The organism is Arenimonas sp. (assembly GCF_035312645.1).
Lineage (GTDB): Bacteria > Pseudomonadota > Gammaproteobacteria > Xanthomonadales > Xanthomonadaceae > Arenimonas.
Window position 1 is genome coordinate 1 of record NZ_DATGBO010000147.1, and the last position, 3,539, is coordinate 3,539.

Annotated in this window: 4 protein-coding genes and 1 pseudogene; 2 read left to right on the forward strand and 3 right to left on the reverse strand. The window is 62.5% G+C overall.

Going from position 1 to position 3,539, the window contains the following annotated elements:
• Positions 1-1,016: acyl-CoA dehydrogenase family protein (locus VKM35_RS13390; protein WP_324321601.1), on the reverse strand; the 1,016-nt coding region annotated here is incomplete at its 3' end.
• A gap of 237 nt (positions 1,017-1,253) precedes the next feature.
• On the opposite strand from VKM35_RS13390, the gene VKM35_RS13395 reads away from it, so the two are divergent.
• Both VKM35_RS13395 and VKM35_RS13400 read left to right on the forward strand, forming a co-directional pair.
• Positions 1,254-1,484, forward strand: coding sequence for a DUF6116 family protein (locus tag VKM35_RS13395; protein WP_324321603.1), 231 nt, complete (start codon positions 1,254-1,256; stop codon positions 1,482-1,484).
• A 3-nt stretch (positions 1,485-1,487) separates the two neighbouring features.
• Positions 1,488-2,255 (forward strand): TatD family hydrolase, encoded by a 768-nt coding sequence (locus VKM35_RS13400; protein WP_324321605.1) that lies wholly within the window; start codon positions 1,488-1,490, stop codon positions 2,253-2,255.
• A gap of 70 nt (positions 2,256-2,325) precedes the next feature.
• Here VKM35_RS13400 and VKM35_RS13405 read toward each other — a convergent pair whose 3' ends face one another.
• Together VKM35_RS13405 and VKM35_RS13410 are read right to left on the reverse strand one after the other, a co-directional pair.
• A complete protein-coding gene (locus tag VKM35_RS13405) occupies positions 2,326-2,964 on the reverse strand; it encodes a glycine zipper 2TM domain-containing protein (RefSeq protein WP_324321606.1) in 639 nt (212 codons plus the stop codon).
• A 338-nt stretch (positions 2,965-3,302) separates the two neighbouring features.
• A pseudogene (locus VKM35_RS13410) lies at positions 3,303-3,539 on the reverse strand (tRNA threonylcarbamoyladenosine dehydratase); the annotation flags it as partial.

The following is a 3,539-nucleotide window of genomic DNA, read 5'->3' on the forward strand; positions in this document are numbered from 1 at the left end:
CGCGCCTCGCGCGAGATGTCCAGCGCCATGCGGCAATTGTTCCATTTCGCCATCGACACCTGCGCCGGCTGCATCGTGCCAGCGTCTTTGAGGCGACCAAGTTGCAGGACCAGCAGCTGCGCCAGCGTGATCCGACGCGCCATGTCGGCAAGTTTGAGCTGCACCGCCTGCGTACCGGCGATCGGTTTGTTGAACAGGATGCGCGTCTTGGAATATTCCAGCGCCGAGGTGTAGCTGGAAATCGCCGCGCCGATCGGGCCCCAGGTGATGCCGTAGCGGGCCTGGGTAAGGCAGCCGAGCGGGCCCTTGAGGCCTTTGACATTCGGCAGGCGCTGGCTGTCGGGGACACGCACGCTGTCGAAGAACAACGCCGAGGTCACCGAGGCGCGCAGACTCATTTTCTTGTGCACTTCCTGGGCGGTGAACCCGGGCGTGTCGGTCGGGACGATGAAGCCCTGGATGCCGTCGTCGGTCTGCGCCCAGACGATGGCTATATTCGCTACGTTGCCGTTGGTGATCCACATCTTGGCGCCGTTGATGACCCAGTCGTCGCCATCGCGCTTGGCATTGGTTTTCATGTTGGCCGGATCGGAGCCGCCGTGCGGTTCGGTCAGGCCGAAGCAGCCGATGATCTCGCCGCGGGCCATGCCCGGCAGGTACTTCATGCGCTGCTCTTCGGTGCCGTAGGCGTAGATCGGGTACATGCACAGCGAGCTTTGCACCGAAACGAAACTGCGGATGCCGGAATCGCCGCGCTCGAGCTCCTGGCAGATCAGGCCGTAGCTGACCGCGTTGAGGCCGGCGCAGCCGTATTTTTCCGGCAGCGAGGAACCGAGCAGCCCCATCGCGGCGATTTCGGGGATGAGTTCCTTCGGGAAGCGCCCTTGGTCAAAGGCATCGCCGATGATCGGAATCACCTTCTCGTCGACGAAGCGCGCGACCGAATCCTGGATCATTCGCTCCTCGTCGGTCAGCAGGGATCGGACGTCGAAAAGATCAGTCGGGTTCAGGGCCATGAGGGTGCCGGTCAGGTCGGAAAGACCGCCATTTTAGCCCGAGTACCGGGGCAAAGCATGACCTCATGGATCGGAAAGCTTGGGACGCAGCATCCGGGCCCGTATGCGCCCTGGCTGGCCCACTGATGCGACGGCGGCTGCATGCTAACGTGCAAGCACCCTGCCGCCCGCGCCAGGAAACGCCGTCGCAGCGGCGAGACCCGGCAGGACAGCCCCAAGACGACGGAGGAAGCACGCGTGTCCAACCCCTTATTCGCGCCATTGATCGGATTTCTGGGCCGGCTGCGCTATCCGAAACTTTTCCTGGTCATCGGCGTGTTGTTCTTCATCGACCTGCTGATTCCGAATTTCGTGCCTTGGGACGACATCCTGCTGGGCGTGGGCACACTGGTGTTGTCGCGGATCAAGGACAGCAAAGTCCCGGAAAAACTGCCCGAACCGGAACCGCGCAAACCTTCCGACACGTGATCGATGTTGTTTGATAGCCACTGTCATTTCGACGCAGCGGAGTTCGATCACGACCGCGCCGGAGCGCTCGCCCGCGCTCACGCGACGGGCGTCACGCAGCAGTTGATTCCTGCCGTGGATTTTTCCGGATGGCAAAAACTTCGCGGTGTCTGCGCCATGGCGCCAGGCCTGCATGCCGCCTACGGCCTGCATCCGATGTTTCTCGATCGTCACCGCCCGGAACACCTCGACGCCCTGCCCGACTGGATCGAGCGGGAAAAACCCAAGGCGATCGGCGAATGCGGCCTGGATTTCTTCGTCGAAGGTCTCGACGCCACGACGCAGCGCATGTATTTCCGCCGGCAGCTGGAGATCGCGAAGGATTTCTCCCTGCCGGTGGTGGTGCACGCGCGCCGCGCCGTCGACGAGGTCATCGCAACTTTGCGACAGGTTGGCGGGCTGCACGGAGTGATCCACAGCTATTCGGGCAGTGAAGAACAGGCGCAGCAATTGTTCAAACTCGGTTTCCACCTCGGCATTGGCGGGCCGGTGACCCACGAGCGAGCGCAACGCCTGCGCCGCATCGTCACCCATATGCCTATCGAGTGGTTATTGCTGGAAACCGATTCCCCGGATCAACCAGGCGCGCAGCATCGTGGCGAGCGCAATGAGCCTGCATATCTTCCCGAGGTCGCCGCTGTCGTTGCGCAGCTGCGCGGGGAGCCCGTCGAAAATATCGCCGACGCGACGCGTGGCAACGCAGAGAAGTTGTTCGGCATCGTCGGCGACTGAAGCATTCGCCAATCACTCGCAAAGAAAAGGCCGGCAATGCCGGCCTTTACATTTTTCACTGTCGCTTCTATCAGCCCCTGTTGACGGGCGCGCTCTGGGTGACGACCTTGCCATCGACCACGGTCAGCTGATCGCCGGGTTTGCTGTTCATGCGAACCGTCGACTGGCGGCCGGCGTATTTGTAGGTGACGTCATAGCCAACAGTCTTCTGCGTCGATCCCAGGGCGATGCGACTGCCGCGGGCCGGTGCATTGTCCATACGCATGCTGCCGGTGCTGCCGTTGGACTTGCGATAGTTGACGTCGTAGCCGATGACGTTGCTGACCGCCTGATCCTCGTCGTGGCATTGCTGCTCGGTGCGCGAGACAACCTTGCCGTTGTCGCTGCGCTTGTCGATCGCGTGTCCGGCAAAACCACCGGCGACCGCACCAGCCAGAGTCGCGGCCTTGCGGCCATTGCCCTTGCCGACCTGGTTGCCGATCACGCCGCCGATCACGGCGCCGGCAACAGTACCGCCAACATTGCCATCGCGTTCGGGCAGGCGGTCCTGCACCACGACATCGGCACAAACCTGATGCGACTGCGTGGATTGACTGGTGATTTCATTGCTGCCGGTCACGGTGCCGTAGATGGTTTCCTTGACGGTGACCGGTTTGACGCGGGTGACGTCGGCGTATTCGACGGCGGGGGCCGCGGGCGCTGCCGTCATGGCGGGCTCGACGGCGACTTGGGGAGTTTCGGCGGGCGCGGTTTCTGCGGGGGTCGTTTGCGCCGGCATGGTGCCCGATTGCTGCACGGCCGCCGGCGTAGTGTTGACCGCGCCCTGGGCATTGGCATCGGCAGGCGCGCGGTTGCAAGCGGAAAGAGTCATCACGGCGAGAGCCGGAACAAGCGCAGCAACCAGAATCTTTTGGCGAGTCATTGAATGCCTCCTAGTGAGGGACCCTTGGGACGGGGCGACCGCATTCAATCACAGCGAACCTGAACGACATCTCCGCGATGCGCTTCGATTCGGATCACGTCGCGCTCACAAAAATGATTCGCGATTCAGGCTGGCGCGTTCCTGAGCAGTAATTCAATCGCCTTGCCGACTGCTGCGAATGCGAAGGTGCCGGTGACATGAGTGGCGGCACCCAACCCAGCACCGCAATCGAGTTTCAGCGCTGCATCGGCGCCCAACGCCGGGCGCGTGCCGCAGACGGAACCATCGGCCTGTGGATACTTCACGTTCTCCAGCGAATACACCGCCGGCACACTGAAGTAACGATCCTTGTTCTTCGGAAA

What these genes read in the sequence shown, in the direction of transcription:
- VKM35_RS13405 (WP_324321606.1), bottom strand. Translation starts at nt 2,964, where the DNA reads ATGACGGCAGCGCCCGCGGCCCCCGCCGTCGAATACGCCGACGTCACC.
- VKM35_RS13400 (WP_324321605.1), top strand. Translation starts at nt 1,488, where the DNA reads ATGTTGTTTGATAGCCACTGTCATTTCGACGCAGCGGAGTTCGATCAC.